This window comes from Streptomyces sp. NPDC007991 (genome assembly GCF_042958445.1).
In the GTDB taxonomy this organism is placed as follows: domain Bacteria; phylum Actinomycetota; class Actinomycetes; order Streptomycetales; family Streptomycetaceae; genus Streptomyces.
In genome coordinates, this window is the sequence record NZ_JBIBJD010000024.1 from 24,801 (window position 1) to 41,485 (window position 16,685).

A 16,685-nucleotide genomic window follows, 5' to 3' on the forward strand; every position below is an offset into this window, starting at 1 on the left:
AACGACGTGTCGGGCAGGTGACAGGCTGTGAAGTCTTGCGTGACCCGCGGTGCTGAATAAAATAAAGAACTGTTTTCTTTTTGTCGAGTCTTTACGAGGCGATACATGGGTGTCCGGGCTGTGAAGCAGGAGAGGGCCGTCCGCACACGTGCGGCTCTGATACACGCGGCCGCTGAGGTCTTCGCGGAGTCCGGCTTCTCCCGGGCCAGCGTCACCCAGATCGCCGAGCGGGCGGGGCTGACGCTCGGAGCCATGTACTTCCACTTCCGGTCGAAGGAGATGCTGGCGCGCGAGATCGTCGCCAGCCAACCCGATCTGGTCGTGCCGCCGTTGGAGTCCGAGGGGCTGCAGCGCGCCGTCGACCTGACGCTCACCTGGGCGTACCGGCTGCGTGACGACCCCGTCCTGCTCGCCGGGGCGCGTCTGGTCATGGACCAGGAACTGTTCCTGGAGCGGAGCGAGAACTCCCACAAGCAGTGGACGAAGGTGCTCAGGGAGGAGTTCGAGGTGGCCCGCCGCAGACGCGAACTGCGGGCCGGGGCGGACCCGGAGGGGCTGGCCAGACTCCTGGTCAACGCGTGCACGGGCGCCCAGATGCACGCCCGTCTGGAAAGCGACCACCTCGACCTGCCCTACCGGGTCGAGGAGATCTGGCGGTTCCTGCTCCCCTCGGTGGCCACTCCCAGCGCCGCGCAGCGGATCGAGTTCGGCGAGGCGAGGGGGAAGGCGCGGTGAGCGCGCGCGACGCTGCTCCCCGGGTCGTGGTGACGGGCGCCACCGGAGCGGTGGGCCGGCACGTGACCCGAGCGCTGGCCCGGCGAGGACCGGTGCGGTCGCTGGTGCGTGACGCGTCCAAGGCCCGGCGACTGGAACTGCCCGGTGAGACGGTGGTCGGCGACTACCGCGACGGGCCCGCCCTGAAGCGCGCCTTGGCCGGGGCCGAGGCGGTCTTCGTGGTCACGGCGAACCCGCTGCGCCCGCAGGACGACGCGCAGATCCTCGACGCGGCCCGGGCCGCCGGTGTACGCAAGGCGGTCAAGCTGTCCTGGCTCGCGGTGGCCGACCCGTCCGCGAACGACCTCATCGCCCGCTGGAACCGACAGAGCGAGCAGATGCTGCACACCTCGGGCCTGGCCTGGACGGTGCTGCGGATGCGCACGCCGATGTCCAACACCCTGTCCTGGGCCTCGTCGATCCGCGAGGAGTCGGTTGTCCGAGCCCTGGACGGGAACGCGCGCACCGCGTGCGTCGACCCCCGGGACGTGGCCGAGGCCGCGGTGCGGGCCCTGACCGAGGCGGGGCACGAAGGAGTGACCTACGCGTTGACCGGCCCGGAGCCGATCGGCGCGCGCGAGCAGACCGAGATCCTCGCCCGGGTGGTGGGGAGGCCGTTGGCGTTCGAGGAACTCACCGCGGAGCAGGCCCTGGCGCGTTGGTCCGCGCGTCTGCCCGGCGCCGTGGCCGAGGCTCTGCTCGAGGCGGCGCAGCGGCGACGGGCGGGAGACTCCTGCGAGGTCGGCGACGACCTCGGACGACTGATCGGAAGGCCGCCCGGGACCTTCGCGTCCTGGGCGGCCGACCACGCGGCGGCGTTCAGCTGACCGCCGGCCAGGCCTGCGGTCGGCGTGCCGCAGGCCGGCCGACCCGATGCCGCGCACGGCATCGCCGGGCCGAGGCGGCCGACGACACGAGAGCAGGGGGACACATGGTGGACGACGTGGGCGGTCAGGGGCTGCTGCGAGGGAAGACCGTCATGGTGACCGGCGCGTCCAGCGGCATAGGGAGGGCCGCCGCACGGTTCTTCGCCGCTCAGGGGGCGTCGGTGGTCATGATGGCCCGGCGCGAGGGACACCTGAGGACGCTGGCCGGAGAGATCGCGGACGACGGGGGCCGGGTGGCGGTGGCCGTGGGCGACGTGACCCGCCCGGACGATGTGCGACGGGCCGTCACCACGGCCGTCGACGTCTTCGGCGGCCTGGACGCCGCCTTCAACAACGCCGGTTGGGGCACGCTCGGGACCGCGCTGCACGAAACCGACGACGCCCTCTACGACCAGATCATGGACGTCAACGTGCGGGGGGTGTGGAACTGCCTCAAGCAGCAGATCCCGGTCATGCTGGAACAGGAGTCGGGCGGTTCGATCGTCAACACCTGCAGCACCGCGGGCGCGTTCGCCACGGGTGTGCTGGCTCCGTATGTGGCCGCCAAACACGCGGTGCTCGGCTTGACGCGGGCGGCCGCCGCGGAGTACGGCGCACGCGGTATCCGGGTCAACGCCCTGATGGTGGGGACCACCCGCACCGAACTGATCGAACAGGCACTGGAGAAGGTCCCGGAGCTGGAGTCCGCCGCGGGGGCGCGGGCCGTCATCAAACGGATGGCCGATCCCCTGGAGGTGGCGCGGGCCGCCGGCTGGCTGTGCAGTGACCAGTCGTCCTTCGTCACCGGAGGCGCGGTTCCCGTGGACGGCGGGTGCAGCGCCGTCTGATCCCCGGCCGCCGGGGCCCGCCGCGGCGGACGCCCGCTCACCGTCCGGTCAGCCGGAACGGCTGGGGCGGGGGATGACGCGGCGTTCGCCGGTCCTGCCGGAACCGGTGCCCGGGGCGGCGCTCACGCCCTTCAGGACGAGCCGCCACACGTCGGAGAACTGCCCGATGACGTCCTGCGCCGGGGTGCCGCAGGTGAGGGCGTGCTCCCTGGCGGTGGTCTCGGCTCCCCGCACCAGCAGCAGACACAGCGTGGCGACGGCTGCCGGGTCCACATCGCCGCCCAGTTCGTGGGGCGATGCGGACCGCAGCCGTTCGCGCAGCACGGGCGCCCACAACTCGGTCCAGCCGTCCGGCTGTTCGGCCCTGCGCTCGCGAGCCAGCCGTGCGGCGGCCCGGACCCGCGCCTCGTCCTCGAGCAGCGCCACGAGAGCCAGGGTGAGGGCCACGGCGGCCCGCAGGGCCGGCTCCCCGGCTCCGACCATCCGCTGCACCACTGCCCGGGTGATCTCCTCGCCCTCCGCGCACACCGCCTCGGCCAACTGCTGCTTGCTGGCGAAGTGGAAGGTGAGGGCGCCCATGGAGAGGCCCGCGGTACGGCTGATCCGGGTCAGGGACGCGCCGTCGTACCCCTTGCGGTCGAACTCCGCCGCGGCCGCCTGCACCAGGGCCTGACGCGTCCGGGCGGCTCGTGCCTGTTTCACCGAGGCCCCTCCTTACCCGCGTACGACGGCTGTCCGTTGCCGTCGGCGTGCCACACCCCCCGTAGTCACCACCACTTTACGGAGCGTCGGCCGTGAGGTCGCGGGGTCCGACTTACAAAAAAACAAAAAGCACACTACTATTTTGCCATTCGTTGGTGCTGATGAAGCCGGTGCGGTGGAATCCATGATCACCGCGCAAGGGGGTCGACATGGACATCAAGGTGTTGGGGGCACTGGTCGTCACGGAGGGAGCAACGCCCATCGCCCCCTCGGCGGCCGAGCCGCGGCAGGTGCTGGCGCTGCTGGCGGTGCTCGCCGGTCGTGTCGTGCCGAGCGGGTTGCTGATCGAGGACCTCTGGCCCGACCGGCCGCCCCACCAGGCCAAGGCCATGCTGCAGTCCTACGTCGTCGAGTTGCGCGAGCTGACCGCCACCGCCCTGCGCAGCCGTGAGCGGACGGCCTCGGAACGGGGCCGCTGCGAGCGGCGGGCCGCCGACATCCTGGCCGACATGCCCGGCGGGTACCAGCTCCGTGGCGACGGGACCACCAGCGACGCCTGGGAGTTCGAGCGGGCCGCCGGAGCCGGCTACCGCGCCCTGGCCGCCGGGGACCTGCTCACCGGGGCCCGGCGCCTGCGGGAGGCGCTGGGGCTGTGGCGGGGCGAACCGTTCGCGGACATCGCGCCCGGACCGCATCTCGCCGCTCAGATCGACCGCCTGCGGCAGTCCCGGGACCGGGCGTTCGGCCGGTGGGTCGAGGCGGAACTGCGCCTGGGCCGCTACCGGGAGCTGGCAGCCGATCTGCCGCGTGTGCAGGTGCCCGACCGAGTGCGCGACCAGCTGCCCGCCGCCCTGGAGCGGTGCATGGACCAGTGGGAAGCCCTGGCGGCCTACCAGCGGCTGACCCAGCCGCCGTCGGGGTCCCGCTTCGTCCTCACCGCCCGGGCACCGGGGCCCGGGCAGCGCCCGCTCGGGCGGGCCGTGCCGGATCCGCGTGTTCGTCCGGCCGCGGCCGCGCGCTACGGCACGATGGGCAAGTCCCGCTCCGTGGCGCTCAGCAGGTCCTGACCCACCATCACCGGCACGCGCCCGCTTCGCCGTGCCGCCCGCGGTAACGGCCCGAGGGGCCCGACGATCGCCGTCGGGCCCCTCGGGCACTTCGGCGCGCCGGCCGTCACCCCGCCCCGTCCCGGGCGAGTACCGGCAGAGTGAGCCAGTCGGTCCGGCGCGTGACGTGACGGACTTCGCGCCACTTGACGTAGTCCGGGCCGGCGCGTTGGGCCCGCCGGTGCCCGCTCCACACAATCGGCGGGACAAACTGCCGTCGCGAGAAGTTCCGCCATGACCCGAGTTCCCGCCCTCTGCCCGTCCCCCAGCCGCCCCTTCCGGGCCGCCCGGCGACCGCCGGTGCCTCCTGATGTGCGAGCACACGGCTCCCCGGTGACCGGCCGCCCGACGAAGGCCCGCCGGACGGCCGGGCGGTGCGTGCGGACGGTCGGGAAGCGCTCCGGGCGAGGCGGGTCCCGCCGTCACCTCCCGCCCCGTCCGGGGTGCCCGGTCCACGTCTGACGAGAGGATCTCCATGGCCGGTCTGCCGTCCATCGACAGCTACCCGATGCCGCTCGGCTCCGGCCTGCGCGACTCTGGCGAACGCCGCCGCGTTGCGCGAGCACCGCGCCGCACAGGGCATCCCCGTCAGGTACACGGCGCGGCCCGGCGGCATGACGCCGGAACAGCGCGGCCTCCTGGCCGAGGTCGCCCCCGCCCCCGGCGACTGGCCATTCACCACATGGCGCCACAGCGCGTTCTTCAAGACGCGACTGCTTCAGCGGATGCGTGCCCACCGACGGGACCGGCTGATCGTCTGCGGCGTGTACGCGCACGTGGGGGTGCTGACGTCGTGGAGGTCAGCCGTGACGCGCGGACGGGCGAGGTGCACGCCCTGCGCGCCCGGAACTTCGCCTCGATGCAGTTCCACGCCGAGTCCCTGCTCACCCGAGGCGGACCGCGCATCGTGGCCGCCCGACTGACCGAACTCGCCAAGGGGATGTACCTCGTGTGACGACCACGCGCCGGCCAGCTCCGGGCGGATTCGGCACCGTACCCGCCCGGACCCCGGCAGTGGTTCCGTCGCCGTGACACTCATCCCGCCGGCTTCCTTCGACGCGGAGGTCCGAGCGCCCATGGACACCCAGCACAGCAGGACAGCGGCCGGCCGGACGGTTCCGGCGGGCCGCGGCGGACCCGACCGCGGCGCGAGGGACGCCGCGGCGGTCGTCGCACACGCCCGTCCCGGGCCCACGGCCGGGACCGACCGGCCCCCGGTCCACGCCGCGGGCCGGGAGGCTCGGGGCGCGCTGCTCCCGGCGGTCCCCGCGGGAGCCCCGCCCGGCCGCCGGGAGCGGCCCGCGCCGCCGCACGCGGGCGACACCGGCGCTCCGGCCGACGGTGCCGCCCGCGGAGGCTACGTCCTCGCCGAGGCCGACGGCGGCACCCCCGAGGTCGTCCTCGTCGCCACCGGGAGGGAGGTTCCCATCGCCCTGGGGGCGCGGGAGATCCTCCAGCGGGAGGGCACCGCGACCCGCGTGGTGTCGATGCCGAGCGCCGAGGTGTTCCGGACCCAGGGCAGGGAGTACCGCGACTCGGTGCTGCCGCCCGGCGCGGGGGTCCGGGTGTCCGTGTCGGCGGGCCTCGCGCTGGGCTGGTACGCGATGCTCGCCGCGGGGGGAGAGACGGTCGGTCTCGGGCAGTTCGCAGAGCGTGGCGCCTACCGCGCGCTCCGGCAGCAGCCCGGTTTCACCCCGGAACGCGTGGCCGCCGCCGCGCGGGCCCGGCTGCGCGGGGCCCGGTGAGCGGCGTGGGGGCCGCACCGCGCCGCGCCCGTGCGAGATGGCATGGACCTGACAAAGCGACTGGTTCCGCGTTGTCCCGCCGGGAGAACGTCGGGAGTATACGGACGGCGGGGAAGACAGCCGTCCGTCGGTGCCCCCCTCAATCGGCTGTCTTCCCCCGCTCGATCCCCCTACGCCGCCCGGCCGTACGAGGAACCCGGTCGCCGGTATCCGCCGGCCCGGGGCCGTGCCCCGCGCCGGCCGACGGGGGCCCGGCCGCACATCACGACCGTGCCCCCGGCCCCCCGGACGCGCGCCGAGGGTCAACGCGCCCCCGCACCGGCCCGCGCCTGCGGCTGCCGGCCGGCGAGCGGCGTCCGGCCCCTGGGGAAGGCGCCCCCCGTCAGCGCCAGCAGCGGCCGGGACTTGACCACCGTCTCCTCGAACTCGCCCTCCGGAGAGGACAGAGCGATCACCGCACCGCCCACGCCGTAGCGGAGCCGGCCGGGAGTGAGCACCGCCGTTCGGATGACCACGCTGAGGTCGGCCGCGCCCGACAACGAGAAGTAGCCGATCGCCCCCGAATACACCCCGCGCGGCCCGGCCTCCAGCTCGTCGATGATCTCCATGGTGCGAATCTTCGGCGCGCCCGTCATCGAACCCGGCGGGAAGGCGGCCCGCACGCAGTCCACGGGGGAGCGGTCCTCGCGCAGCCGCGCACGCACCGTGCTGACCAGCTGGTGGACCGTCTCGTAGGTCTCGACCCGGAAGATCTCGTCGGCCTCCACCGACCCGATCTCCGCGCACCGGCCGAGGTCGTTGCGGACCAGGTCCACGATCATCAGGTTCTCCGCACGGTCCTTCTCGTCCGTCAGCAACTCCGCCACCAGCGCCGCGTCCTGCTCCGGCGTGGCCCCGCGCGGCCTGGTCCCCTTGATCGGCTTCGACTCCACCCGGCGGTCCGCGCCGACCCGAAGGAACCGCTCGGGGGAGGTGCTGAGCACCGACAGTTCACCGAAGGTGAGCAGCGCCCCGAAAGGCGCGGGGCTGACCCGGCGCAGCAGCCGGTAACTCGCCCACGGATCGAAGACGCCCCGCGCCTCGGCCATGTTGGTCAGGCACACCTCGTAGCTCTCGCCCGCGGCGATCTCCCGCATCGCCGCGTCGATCTTGCGCAGGTACTCCTCCCGGCCGTGCCGCAGGGTGAGTTCCGCACCAGGGACCGCCGTCGGCGGCTCGGCCTGCGGACGACCCGACAGCCGGTCCAGGCGCCGGGCGGTGTCCCGCATCCAGCGGCGCGCGGCTTCGCGGTCGTCCCCCTCCACGAGCGCGAGGAGATACGTGGTGCGCGTCGCGTGGTCGAACACCACGCCCCGGTCGGCGAAGACCATCACCGCGTCCGGCTCGAATGCCCGGTGCACCGCGCTGCCGCCGCACTCGGCCTTGAGTTCGTAGCCCAGATAACCGACCCAGCCGAGGGCGAAGTCGAAGGGCAGCTCCGGCACCGTCGTCCTCAGGGCGGCGAGATCGCGGTCCAGCCACGTCAGGAAGTCCCCGGAGACCACCTCGGTGCCCGTCGCCGAGCGCACCGTGGTGGTGTTCGTCCACACGTCGGCCTCGGCGATCCGGGCCAGCGGCCCCGACGCGTCCCCCATGAAGGAGAAGCGGCCGAGCGCCCCGCGGGAGGAGCGGCCGGTGCTGCTGTCCAGCCAAAAGGCGTGCTCACTCGCGCCGAAAAGCTCCGCGAAGACGGCCTCGTCGCTCCACCGGGTGTCCAACCGGTCGACGACGACGCGCAGTTCACGGACCGCGCGGCGCTCCTTCGCCGCCGCGGCCACCGGCGTGACCGGTTCCGTGACCCGCGCACGATCCGGGTGCGCCGGGTGCCGCTCGCGCCACCGGCGGGCCAGATCCACGAAGTTGCGCAGCAGCTTCTTGCCGTGCCGCGTGAGGATCGACTCCGGGTGGAACTGCACCCCCCACATCGGCCGGTCGCGGTGCCGCAGCGCCATCAGGACACCGTCCGGCGTCCACGCCGTACCCTCCACACCGTCGGGCAGGTCGGTCACGGCCAGCGAGTGGTAACGCACCACCTCGAACGGCGAGGGTATGCCGCGGAACAGCTCGTCGCCGTGGTGCAGCACCGGCGACAGACGGCCGTGGCGGGGCTCCGGCGCCCGGACGACGGCCGCGCCGTGCGCCAGGGCAACGCCCTGATGCCCCAGGCAGATACCGAGCAGCGGGAGTTCGCAGCGCTCCACCAGTTCCCGGCAGATCCCGAAGTCGGCGGCGCGCTCCGGAGTGCCGGGGCCGGGGGACAGCACGACGGCGTCGACCTCGGAGAGCCGCCCGATGTGCCAGTCCGGGTCGTCATTGCGGATGACGACCGGCTCCTGACCGGTGATCCGGGCCAGGTAGTGGACGAGGTTGTGGGTGAACGAGTCGTAGTTGTCGACGAGCAGGATGCGCATGGTCTGTCCCGTTCTTCGTCATGGGGTCGGCAGGGGCGGACGCGGCGTCCGCGCGGACGGATCCCGGTGGCTTCAGCCGGAGGTACGGACCGGCGGGACGACCGCGGGACGCGTGCGGGCCCCGTCCGCCTCGGAGCCGGCCCGGACCGCGGACACCTTGATCAGCATGTGCTCGACCACGTCGTCGCCCTCCTGGGCCCGCAGGCTGCGCAGCACGTCCAGCTCGCGCCCGGTCTCGTCGGCCAGCTCGCGCAGCCGGACCAGATCGCCCCGGTTGCTGAAGTGCAGCAGGACCGAGCCGCCGGCGGTGGTCCACCGGGGCGCATCCCGCAGGTAGCGGCGGTGGGCGGCGTACCCCGCGTCGACGTAGGCGCGGTCGTGGATCGACTCGTAGTGGTGATCGGCCGGGGCCAGGACGAAGTTGGAGTGCCAGTACACCGTGTCGAAGCGCTCAGCCGGGTCGATCGCGTCGAACAGGTCGCTGTGCAGGGCGCGGACCCGGTCGCCGACGCCGTGCCGGAGCGCGTTGCGCGCCGCGTTGTCCACCGCGTACGGGTTGACGTCCGTGGCGAGCACCCGGTCGCAGCCCGCCAGCGCCGCGCTCACGGCGATGATGCCGGTGCCGCAGCCGATCTCCAGGAACGATCCCTGCCGCGGGACCTGGGTCCCCTCCATGAAGCCGAGCAGCTCCATGGCCGCGTCCGTCGACGGTGAGTACGGCGGGGCGAACACGTCCGGCAGCAGGTCCCACTCACGGCCCCGCATGGTGAAGCGCCGCGGCCGGTCGCGGTCGGTGCGCGCCATGCGGCTGCGCTCGAGCGAACGTTCGTGGCTTCGGATCTGCAAGGTGAGCTCCTTCCTGTGGCGGAGCCGTTCGGCCCCGCGCCGGCGGCACGAGCCTCGGGCAGAGTGGTGCCCGGCAGGAAGGTGGTCCCGGAACACCGGGAAGGCGCCGCAGCGGTGCTCCCGGCACAGCGGTGCGCGAGCGGTCAGCCCAACGTTGACGTGCCGAAGTCGCGCCAACTAGGTTCTGCCGCGCCGAGCCACGCTCGGCTCGACGAACGGGGGATGGAACATGTCGGGCTTTCACGCACCAGAGGACGATTCCGTACTCGCCGTACTCTCCCTCTTGGCGGAAGAGGCGCCGCCCAGCCGTTTAGAGGCGCTGCTGCAACGGGCCCGCCGCAGCGACCCGGACCCCGGGGAACTGGCCCGCCTCGAACGGGCGGTGCAGCTCGCCCGGGAGGTCCACGCCTCCGTGGACCGCAGACAGCAGCGCGAGGCCGGGTACGCCGCACTCGTCGACACCGCGCGCGACCTGACGTTCCCGTACGACCTGGACACGCTGCTGAGCGTGATCACTCGACGGGTCAGGCTGCTGCTCCACTTCGACATGGCCTACGTCGCCCTGCGGGACGACGACGGCCACATGGTCATCCACACCTCGGAGGGCGCCACCACCGCGCTCAACACCGGACTCAGCGTCGAGAGCGGCAGCGGCCTCGGCCATCAGGCGCTGATATCCGGGGCGCCGCTGTGGACAGCCGACTACCTCAACGACGACTCCATCGCCCACGCCGACAGCATCGACCAGGTGGTCGAGGCCGAGGGGCTGCACGCTTTGATGGCCGTCCCGCTGCGCTGCGGTGACAGTGCGGTCGGCGTGCTCTACGGAGCCGACCGCAAGGTGCGGCACTACACGCCCGTCGAGATAGGCCTGATCTGCTCCCTCGCCGACCTCGCGGCCGTCGCGATCGAGAGGACCGGCGTGCTGCAACAGGCTCATGCGCAGCTGGCCGACCTCGAACTCGAGGGGTTCCGGGCGCGCTCGAGCCTGGCCCGCCTGGAACAGCTCGGGGAGTCCTACAGCCGCATCATGAGCCTGCTCGTCGCGGGCGCCGACCTGACCACCGTGGCCAAGGCCGCCGGCGACGCGCTGGACGGCGCCCTGCAGATGCGCGACCCGGCCGGCCGGGTCCTGGCCGCCGCGGGGGAGATGCCCGACCTGGACGAGGACGCGGTGGCCAGGGCCGTGCTGGCCGCGCACGCCCAGCGCGGGCCGGTGGAGGCCGACGACCGCACCTGGGTCGCTCCCGTCACCGCCGGCACGGAGGACCTCGGCGTCGTGGTGCTGCGGCCGGTGGCCCAGCTGGTGGGGCAGGACAGCTGGCTGCTGCAGACCACCGCGCAGGCGTTCGCGGTGCACCTGCTGATGCAGCGCAGCGCCGCCGCCGCCGAGGGACCGGTGCGCGACGAACTCCTCGACGAGCTGCTGGCCGTGTCCGCCACCGCGTCCCCACCGCACCAGACGGCGCAGCGGGCCCGCAGACTGGACATGGACCTGGAACAGCCCCACGTCGTGGTCGTCGCCCGGCCCGAAGGCGGCGAGCAGGGCCGGGCCGTGGTGTGGGCCTCCTCCTACGCGTACCGGATGTCCGGGCTGAAGACCGTGCACGGCGGCTGCATCGTCCTGCTGCTGCCCGGCACGGACGCCTCCGCCGCCGCCCGGGCCGTCGCCGGCGAACTCACCCCGCTGCTCGGCCACCCGGTGTCCGTGGGCGCGGCGGGTCCGGACTGGGGAGCCGCCTCGATCGCCCGGATGCACCGCGAGGCCACGCGCTGCCTGGACGCCCTCACCGCCCTCGCCGGCGTGGGCTGCGCGGCCTCCGCCCAGGACCTGGGGTTTCTGGGCCTGCTGCTGTCCGACGACTACGACGTGGACGCGTTCATCAACTCGGCCATCGGCCCCGTCCTCGCCTACGACGCCGAGCGCCTGACCGACCTCACCCGCACGCTCGAGGCCTACTTCGCCTCGGGCGGCAGCCCCACCAACGCCGCCGAGGCGCTGTACGTGCACCCCAACACCGTCTCGCGTCGCCTGGAGCGCATCACCGAACTCCTCGGCACCGAGTGGCAGAAGCCGGGGAGGGCCCTGGAGGTGCAACTGGCGCTGCGGCTGCAGCGGACCCGGGGGGTGTTGCGGGAGCGCGGCGGGGCGGGAGCGGCGGGCGAGGGGGAGTGAGCCGGGACGGGGGTGACCGGAAAGCGCCTGCCGTTGGCCGGTCCACACCACTTCACGGCGTCCGGGATCGGTGTACCTGACAAACAACCCGTGGGAGTTCCGGAACGTCCCCGTCCAGGCGCCGAGGCTGGTGGTGCAGCAAGCGAACGAGCTCGCTGGACGAGCAGCTCACGAAACGGGAGCGTGAACCGAGTGAACAGCACCGTAGCCAACCAGCACCCGGCTCCGGCGACCCCCCACAACGCTGCGCCGCGCCGTCACGGCGACGCCATCCCCACGGTGACGCCCGACGACGCCCGCTACCCGGACATGATCAGGGGCCACGGCAACAACCGGCACGTGGCCTCTCCCGAGGCGATCCGCCTTCCGTCCACCACCGAGCAGGTCGTCGAGATCGTCAGGGAGGCGGTCCGCGACAACAAGCGCGTCGCCGTGCGCAGCGGCGGACACTGCTTCGAGAACCTCGTCTTCAACGACGAGACGGAAATCATCGTCGACATGCGGCTGATGGACCACGTCGGCTTCGACGAGGACCGCGGCGCCTTCGTCGTGGAACCGGGCGCCACACTGCTGAAGATCTACGAGAACCTTCACATCGGCTGGGGCGTCACCCTGCCCGGCGGCGGCTGCTACGCCACGGGCGCCGGCGGCCATTTCTCCGGCGGCGGGTACGGAATCCTCTCCCGCAAGCACGGCATCCTCAGCGACCACCTCTACGCCGTCGAGATCGTCACCGTGGACGAGCGGGGCGAGGTGCGCGCCGTCGTCGCCACCCGCGACCCGGAGGACCCCTACCACGACCTGGCCTGGGCTGTCGCCGGCGGGGGAGGAGGCAACTTCGGTGTCGTCACCCGCTTCTGGATGCGCAGCCGCGGAGCCGAGGGCAGCCCGGGCGACCTGCTGCCGAAGGCGCCGTCCACCGTCTTCTCCATCTTCGCGGCCTGGTCGTGGGACCAGATCACCGAGGAGGCGTTCGCCACCTTCATGGCCCGGTACGCCGACTGGTCCAAGACCCACGGCGGCCTCGACTCGCCGTACATCGACCTCGGCCACTGGATCTTCCTCCAGCACGCCGACTCGGGCACCTTCAACGTCGTCGCGCAGATCGACTCGACCGTGCCGGACGCCCGGAGACTGGTGGACGACTTCATCGCGTTCGTGGCCGACTCGCTCGGCGTCCAGCCGCAGAGCAACTCCATCACGGAGCAGCCCTTCCTGAAGGCCACCGCGGCGACCATGACCGCCGGCGAGACGATCACCAGCCCCAGTCTGCGCACCTCTCACAAGTCGACCTACATGAAGGACGCCTTCCCCGAGCACCAGGTGCAGACCATCTACCGGTACCTGACGAAGACCTCCAACCCCAACCCGTACAGCTTCCTGGTCATCAACTCCGTCCGCGGACAGATCAGCGCGCTGGACGACGCCGACACCGCGGCCACCCACCGCGACGCCCTCTGGCTGGTGTACTTCGAGTCGTACTGGCACAAGGCCGAGGACGACGAGCGGAACGTCGCCTGGCTGCGGTCGCTGTATCAGGACCTGTACGCCGACACGGGCGGCGTCCCAGTGCCCAACGACGTCACCGACGGCTGCTACATCAACTACCCGGACAACGACCTGAGCGACCCGGCGTTCAACAGGTCCGGCACGTCCTGCCACGAGCTGTACTACAAGGACAACTACCCGCGGCTGCAGCGGATCAAGGCCGAGTGGGACCCGCGGAACTTCTTCCGCCACCCGCAGTCCATCGAGTTGCCGAACAGCTGACGTGACGCGGCCCGGGTGGGGCGGATGTCCCGCCCCACCCGGCAGTTCGCCCTGGGCCCTGTCGGGCCTAGGCCACGTATTCCAGGCCGGGACTGTCGGTGGACAGCACGGCCGCCGCGTGCGCCGCCGAGGCGAGGGTGATGTGCCGGTGCCAGCCCCGGTAGGACCGTCCCACGAAGTCGCGCAGCCCGACCTCCTCACCGGTCTCGGTGAAGTCCCGGTGCACCCGGCGGGTCAGCTTCGTCAGCCGGAGCAGTGGGGCCACCGGCGCGTTCATCAGGTCGGTCAACCACAGCCGGGCCGGCGGGCGCTGCGGGTCGCGCCACTCCCCGAGGAGCAGCATCGGACGCTGCCGGCCCGTCTGCGGGTCCAGCAGCGACACCCGCACCACCGAGGCGAGGGAGGTCTGCGAGGTGTTGCCCCGAGCCGGGTCGAGCCAGTGCACCGGACGGCGCAGCCCCTTCGTCGACTCCATGATCTGATGGGCGGGCAGCGGCCCCGCGCCGAAACCGGGCAGTGCCTGGTCGGCCACCGTCAGGCGGCAGGACGCCCCGATCCGGCCGACGACGGGCACCCGGGCCCGGGCGAGCCGCGCCAGCGTCGGGCGGACGGCGCTGCCGCGCAGGTCCAGCAGGACCGGCCGGCGCGTGACGTTCCAGTTCCGCGCGGTGTCGAGGGCCACGGCGACGGCGCACTCCTCCGCCGTCTCCCGCCCGGCCTCCTGGGGAACCTCGGCCCGTGCACGCCGTTCGTGGTCCGTCACCCACTGCTCGGGCAGGAGCAGACGCCAGTTGACCGGAACGCTCATCTCCTCCGAGGCGAACCACAGGCCGAACGCCTGCTGGCCACGGAACATGTGGCCCAACTGGGGGGCGAACAACCGGTCCACACCCACGGTGTGCTCCCCGGCCTTCGGGATGTGCAGCGAGCGCACCACCCAGGCCCGCGGCGTCCCGGCCCGCTCCACATACGCCGCGAGGTCGGCCCGCATCGGACGCCAGTCCCACGTCGAACTGGAGATGAAATGGTGCAGGCTCTGCTCGGCGCCCACACCGCCCACATGCGCGGCGATGTTGCGGATCGACTTACGGCCTTCGGCGAACAGCAGCCCCTGCAGATACTGGTCGGCCTTCTGCCGCTGGTCCTTCCTGCGGAACCGGGAGAAGAGGGCGGCGCCGAGTTCGGCGAGGACGTCGTCGCAGATCGCACTGTCGGTCGCTTCGTGGACCCGAAGACGCTTCAAGCCCAGTTCGGCGAAGGTCTCCCGCGTGACATCAGACGTGTTCACAACGCTCTCCATCCGGTCGGACAACCCTGCGGCTGCACGACCACCGTCGTATCCGGGCCCGTTCCGGCACGAGGTGCGCCGAACACCTAGTCGCCGCGCCCGTCGGTGCCCGGGCCACCAGCGCGCCCGCCGGGCGCCGCACCGGGCCACGGCGGCCGGCCGTACCGCCGGTCAGGGGTGTGGCCGGATCACCCCCACGGCGGAAAACGGCAGGAACACGCCTGTACGGGCGCCGCTAGGTGACGGACTCGGCCCGGGGCCTCTACCGTTCGTCGTCAAACTGCCGGACCATCGCCTGGCGGTCTCGCGGAGTACGGGATTCTGTCCGCCGCCGAAGTCTCGGCGGGTTTCACTCCGCCCGGCCGCCGAGGCGGTGGACACGGCCCGCAGGGCCCGAGAGGTGAGAAGTCCCGACGTGACCACACCATCCAGAACGGGTGACAGGCGCCGTACCGAGTCGTACACGGCCGTCGGCGACGCTCTGGACGCGGCCCGTGAGGTCCCCGCGACCGAGGGCGCGCCGACCGACTGGGCCGACCGGCTCGCCGTGCTGCTCGCCGAGGAGCGGTCCGACGGTGTGCTGCACTACCTGAAGCCGGCGCGCGGACGGTTCCTGGACGGCACCGGGAGCGACCAACTGGCAGTCGTCCAAAGGCGCCCGCCCGACCTGGTCAGCTTCTGGGCGGGCAACGCCGACCTGCTGCTCGCCGACGGCGACCCCGACGTGCTCGCGGAACGCACCGAGGAGGCGGTGGCGCGACTGTCCGCCCACGCCCGCACCGTGCTGCTGTTCACCGGCTTCGATCCGCGCCCGATCCCCGGACTGCGCCACCTGCGCGGCAGGACCGCCACGTACACCGCGCACGTGCGGGCCATCGCCGACCGGTACGGCTGCCCGGTGGTGGACCTGTGGTCGCTGCGCGCGCTGCAGGACCGGCGCGCCTGGGAAGCGGGCGAGCTGTGTCTGTCCCCGGCGGGCCACCGCCAGGTCGCCGCACAGGCGGCCCGGGTGCTCGGGCTGCGCAACACCGTCTCCGAGGGCCGGCTGCTGCGTGAGCCGGGAACGTCGCTCGTCCGGCTGCGCCGCAGCGGTGAGGGGTGGTTGCGCGACTACCACGCACCGTGGCTTGCCCGCCCGGTGGTGGAATGCCGGCAGGAGGGCGGGCACGAGTTCTGAGGACCGGCCGAGACGAAGGCCGCGGGGCCGTCGGGAGGCCGGGTGCCGAAGCGGCCCGCGCCCGGCGCCGCAGTCCCGGACGCCTCACCGCCACCCCGCCCCACCGTCGTCTCGCCTCACGGCCGTCTCGGCTCACCGCCGGCTGCGTGCCGGTGCCCGGCCGAGGACGGTGGAGCGGCCGGGGCCTCGTTCCGGTGGCGCACCGCTGCGGATCCATGCCCGTTCGACTACTGACCCGGCGGCATCGTCCGTACGAGCCGTGTCCGTACGAGTTCCGTCCGTACGATGATGACCGGCCGTGCGAGCCCGTCCGTGAGAGTCCCGTCAGTACGGCGACCGTCCACACGACGACCGGCCGTGCGGCGCGCGCCGCACGGCCCCGGGGCAGACGTGTCGGCCGGGCGACCGCTGGTCGCCCGGCCGGAGTTCACCCCCGTCGTACGCGCGTCCGTCAGGCGTCCGCCGTCGCGCCGAGGTCCGCCGCGAAGCCGTCGTGCCATGAGGTGAAGCGCGGCTCCCAGGGAGGCGCCGCGCAGACCCGTCAGGTACAGCCACCTCGTGGCCCCGGCGAGCAACTGGCTCGCGAGCTGCTCTACGTCCATTCCCGGAGGTGCACGGCGCCCGCCGTCGCCCTGTCCAAGGGCATGCCGGACCGGGCCGACCAGGAGCCGCTGCCGGTGGTGTGCACCCACCGCATCCTGGCCACCAGCCGGGGCGGATCCTCCTGGTCGGGGACCCGGTGACCGACCCCGGCCACCGGTCGGCTCGACTCGGGCGTCACCAACCACGCCGCCCACCGTTTCCACCACGCACGCCGGATGCGCATCGCGGCCTTCCGCTTCAGGCTCGACGGCCTTCGCTGACCCCGCCACTGCCACGCGCCCGCACCCGCACCCGCCGTCCACGTCTCTCCGCGGTCGCCGGCCGGCTCTCCCAC

General features: G+C 72.9%; 14 protein-coding genes and 1 pseudogene. 11 read left to right on the forward strand and 4 right to left on the reverse strand.

What is annotated here, in order from left to right; translation table 11 throughout:
• The first annotated feature begins 105 nt into the window (after window positions 1-105).
• The 3 genes from ACFZDA_RS40530 (at window position 106) to ACFZDA_RS40540 (ending at window position 2,488) form a co-directional block, all read left to right on the forward strand.
• Window positions 106-735 carry a ScbR family autoregulator-binding transcription factor gene (locus ACFZDA_RS40530; RefSeq protein ID WP_391091412.1) on the forward strand — a complete coding sequence of 210 codons (630 nt, stop codon included), beginning with the start codon at window positions 106-108 and terminating at the stop codon, window positions 733-735.
• Window positions 732-1,601, forward strand: a complete 870-nt coding sequence (locus ACFZDA_RS40535; protein WP_391091414.1) for an NAD(P)H-binding protein — start codon at window positions 732-734, stop codon at window positions 1,599-1,601. The genes ACFZDA_RS40530 and ACFZDA_RS40535 overlap by 4 nt, the downstream gene beginning before the upstream one ends.
• 152 nt (window positions 1,602-1,753) lie before the next feature.
• Window positions 1,754-2,488: an SDR family oxidoreductase gene (locus ACFZDA_RS40540; protein WP_086559795.1), complete on the forward strand. Its 735-nt coding sequence runs from the start codon at window positions 1,754-1,756 to the stop codon at window positions 2,486-2,488.
• Between the two features lie 48 nt (window positions 2,489-2,536).
• Here ACFZDA_RS40540 and ACFZDA_RS40545 read toward each other — a convergent pair whose 3' ends face one another.
• The gene (locus ACFZDA_RS40545) at window positions 2,537-3,190 is read right to left on the reverse strand and encodes a TetR family transcriptional regulator (protein ID WP_391091416.1); all 654 of its coding nucleotides are present in this window, start codon (window positions 3,188-3,190) and stop codon (window positions 2,537-2,539) included.
• A 209-nt stretch (window positions 3,191-3,399) separates the two neighbouring features.
• On the opposite strand from ACFZDA_RS40545, the gene ACFZDA_RS40550 reads away from it, so the two are divergent.
• From ACFZDA_RS40550 to ACFZDA_RS40565, 4 genes and pseudogenes are all read left to right on the forward strand, one after another.
• A complete protein-coding gene (locus tag ACFZDA_RS40550) occupies window positions 3,400-4,257 on the forward strand; it encodes a BTAD domain-containing putative transcriptional regulator (RefSeq protein ID WP_391091418.1) in 858 nt (285 codons plus the stop codon).
• Between the two features lie 560 nt (window positions 4,258-4,817).
• Window positions 4,818-5,090: pseudogene (locus ACFZDA_RS40555) on the forward strand (isochorismatase family protein); the annotation flags it as partial.
• Complete coding sequence (locus ACFZDA_RS40560) at window positions 5,090-5,251, forward strand: hypothetical protein (protein WP_391091481.1); 162 nt, start codon at window positions 5,090-5,092, stop codon at window positions 5,249-5,251. The pseudogene ACFZDA_RS40555 and the gene ACFZDA_RS40560, both read left to right, overlap by 1 nt.
• 121 nt (window positions 5,252-5,372) lie before the next feature.
• Window positions 5,373-6,041: a transketolase C-terminal domain-containing protein gene (locus ACFZDA_RS40565; RefSeq protein WP_391091420.1), complete on the forward strand. Its 669-nt coding sequence runs from the start codon at window positions 5,373-5,375 to the stop codon at window positions 6,039-6,041.
• A 302-nt stretch (window positions 6,042-6,343) separates the two neighbouring features.
• Here ACFZDA_RS40565 and pabB read toward each other — a convergent pair whose 3' ends face one another.
• Together pabB and ACFZDA_RS40575 are read right to left on the reverse strand one after the other, a co-directional pair.
• Complete coding sequence (pabB, locus tag ACFZDA_RS40570) at window positions 6,344-8,491, reverse strand: aminodeoxychorismate synthase component I (protein ID WP_391091422.1); 2,148 nt, start codon at window positions 8,489-8,491, stop codon at window positions 6,344-6,346.
• Window positions 8,492-8,563: 72 nt separating this feature from the next.
• On the reverse strand, window positions 8,564-9,337 hold the full coding sequence (locus ACFZDA_RS40575) for a methyltransferase domain-containing protein (RefSeq protein WP_391091424.1): 774 nt from the start codon (window positions 9,335-9,337) through the stop codon (window positions 8,564-8,566).
• 283 nt (window positions 9,338-9,620) lie between these two features.
• Between ACFZDA_RS40575 and ACFZDA_RS40580 the strand changes: the two genes are divergently transcribed.
• Together ACFZDA_RS40580 and ACFZDA_RS40585 are read left to right on the forward strand one after the other, a co-directional pair.
• On the forward strand, window positions 9,621-11,513 hold the full coding sequence (locus ACFZDA_RS40580) for a helix-turn-helix domain-containing protein (protein ID WP_391091426.1): 1,893 nt from the start codon (window positions 9,621-9,623) through the stop codon (window positions 11,511-11,513).
• Window positions 11,514-11,705: 192 nt separating this feature from the next.
• Window positions 11,706-13,283, forward strand: a complete 1,578-nt coding sequence (locus ACFZDA_RS40585) for an FAD-binding protein (RefSeq protein WP_391091427.1) — start codon at window positions 11,706-11,708, stop codon at window positions 13,281-13,283.
• Between the two features lie 67 nt (window positions 13,284-13,350).
• Here the strand turns inward: ACFZDA_RS40585 and ACFZDA_RS40590 are convergent, their stop codons facing one another.
• On the reverse strand, window positions 13,351-14,571 hold the full coding sequence (locus tag ACFZDA_RS40590) for a transposase (protein WP_391091429.1): 1,221 nt from the start codon (window positions 14,569-14,571) through the stop codon (window positions 13,351-13,353).
• Between the two features lie 415 nt (window positions 14,572-14,986).
• On the opposite strand from ACFZDA_RS40590, the gene ACFZDA_RS40595 reads away from it, so the two are divergent.
• On the forward strand, window positions 14,987-15,748 hold the full coding sequence (locus ACFZDA_RS40595; protein ID WP_391091431.1) for a GDSL-type esterase/lipase family protein: 762 nt from the start codon (window positions 14,987-14,989) through the stop codon (window positions 15,746-15,748).
• A 503-nt stretch (window positions 15,749-16,251) separates the two neighbouring features.
• Complete coding sequence (locus ACFZDA_RS40600; RefSeq protein ID WP_391091433.1) at window positions 16,252-16,491, forward strand: hypothetical protein; 240 nt, start codon at window positions 16,252-16,254, stop codon at window positions 16,489-16,491.
• Window positions 16,492-16,685 lie beyond the last annotated feature (194 nt).

Coding starts and splice junctions, on each gene's coding strand:
- ACFZDA_RS40530 (WP_391091412.1), top strand. CDS start 106: ATGGGTGTCCGGGCTGTGAAGCAGGAGAGGGCCGTCCGCACACGTGCG.
- ACFZDA_RS40540 (WP_086559795.1), top strand. CDS start 1,754: ATGGTGACCGGCGCGTCCAGCGGCATAGGGAGGGCCGCCGCACGGTTC.
- ACFZDA_RS40550 (WP_391091418.1), top strand. CDS start 3,400: ATGGACATCAAGGTGTTGGGGGCACTGGTCGTCACGGAGGGAGCAACG.
- ACFZDA_RS40565 (WP_391091420.1), top strand. CDS start 5,373: ATGGACACCCAGCACAGCAGGACAGCGGCCGGCCGGACGGTTCCGGCG.
- pabB (WP_391091422.1), bottom strand. CDS start 8,491: ATGCGCATCCTGCTCGTCGACAACTACGACTCGTTCACCCACAACCTC.